The sequence below is a fragment of the Microcoleus sp. Pol12B4 genome (assembly GCF_036701385.1).
In the GTDB taxonomy this organism is placed as follows: Bacteria; Cyanobacteriota; Cyanobacteriia; order Cyanobacteriales; family Microcoleaceae; genus Microcoleus.
Genome location: NZ_JAUBQR010000429.1, coordinates 1 through 1651, shown reverse-complemented (window position 1 = coordinate 1651; position 1651 = coordinate 1). Strand labels below are relative to the sequence as shown.

The window sequence follows — 1651 nt, the reverse complement described above, 5'->3', positions numbered from 1 at the left end:
TCGACTAAACGGTTATTAAATAGGAGCAACTGGCAATGACTGACTCAGAAATACTTAATTCTGATACCATTAAAACACTAAATACTAGCATATCCGAAGTTACAGTTTACACCGATCGCGCTTTGGTGACGCGCCGCGGTACGGTATCTCTGACGGGAAATGAGCGAGAATTGGCGATCGCCTCTGTACCCGCAAGCCTAGAAACAGAGTCAGTCAGGGCCACGGGTGCGGGTACAGTTGCAGTGCGATTGCTGGGAGTGCGAACCGAAACAGTGTTTAGCAGCGAACCAGTGGGCGATCGCACTGCCGAATTAACCCAACAAATTCAGGAGTTACAAACCCAAAGACGGGGAATTAACGACAAAATAACCGCCCGAAAAATTCAGCTCAAATTTATGGAAGGTTTGAGCGAAAAAAGCGTCGGTTTCTTTTCCAGCAGCATCGCCAAACAGCAGGTAGGTTTAAACGAAACTGGCGAATTGCTCAACTTTTTAGGAACTAATTACCTAAAATACGTAAGTGCGATCGCCCAACATGAAAAACAGCAGCGCGAATTAGACAAGCAAATAGAAGCTTTGCTGCTGCAGTTGCGGCAAGTACACACTCCCCATTCTCAGCAAAGTTTTAACATCATTGTTGCCATAGAACCAAGCAGCAGTGGCAATTTTGAACTAGAAGTTTCCTATGTAGTCATGGGAGCCCGCTGGACTCCCCTTTACGACTTGCGAACCAACACTACCAACAACCAAATTAATCTCAATTACCTAGCCGAAGTCAATCAAAATACAGGGGAAGATTGGACGGGAGTAGGGCTGACTTTATCCACAGCAAAGCCGGGAATGGGAACTTTGCCACCAAAACTCGAACCCTGGTTTATCGATACTGTTTACCCCAGATCTGCTCAAACCCGAGACCTTATGATGACACGCAGCCGACAGCCTGCGGAACCAGAAACACCACTAGATTATACAAACTTAGAGCTTTATGAAAGTGGGCCACTTGCTGAGGCTGCCCCCCAACTTATAGCAGCTCAAACCGCGACCACACAAGTATCGAAAGAAGGCGGCACAGTCTCATTTCAAGTAGGTGGAAATACCAAGATTCCCAGCGACGGTACACCCCACAAAGTGACGATTTTTAGCGAAAATTATCCCTTCAAGCCTGAATATATAGCCGTTCCGCGATTAGTCAGTTTTGCCTATTTGCAAGCAGTTGTTGTGAATCCGCTGACAGGTGCAACTCTTCTGCCCGGTAAAGCAAATATTTTTCGCGACAACACTTTTGTCGGCAGTGTGCAGTTAGAAAATGTTTCCCCCGGGCAAGAATATAAACTGAATTTAGGAATAGATGAAGGGCTAAAAATAGAGCGGGAATTAGTAGAAAGACAAGTAGATAAAAAACTGATCGGTCAGCAGAGGCGCACGAGTTACGCTTATCGCTTAAATGTAATAAACCTGCATCAGGTGCAGGTACACCTGACGCTAAAAGAGCAATTGCCAGTCAGCCGTAATGAACAAATTAAAGTGCGATCTACTCTCACTAATCCGAAGATAGTAGCAGGTGAAATGGGAGTGCTAGAATGGATAATGTCTCTGCCGCCGCAAGCAAAGCAAGAGTTATATTACCAGTTTGTTGTCGAACATCCTCCCGA

General features: G+C 45.7%; 1 protein-coding gene. It reads left to right on the top strand.

Going from position 1 to position 1651, the window contains the following annotated elements; translation table 11 throughout:
* Positions 1–35: 35 nt before the first annotated feature.
* Positions 36–1651: mucoidy inhibitor MuiA family protein (locus QUA38_RS28785; RefSeq protein WP_333167913.1), on the top strand; the 1616-nt coding region annotated here is incomplete at its 3' end.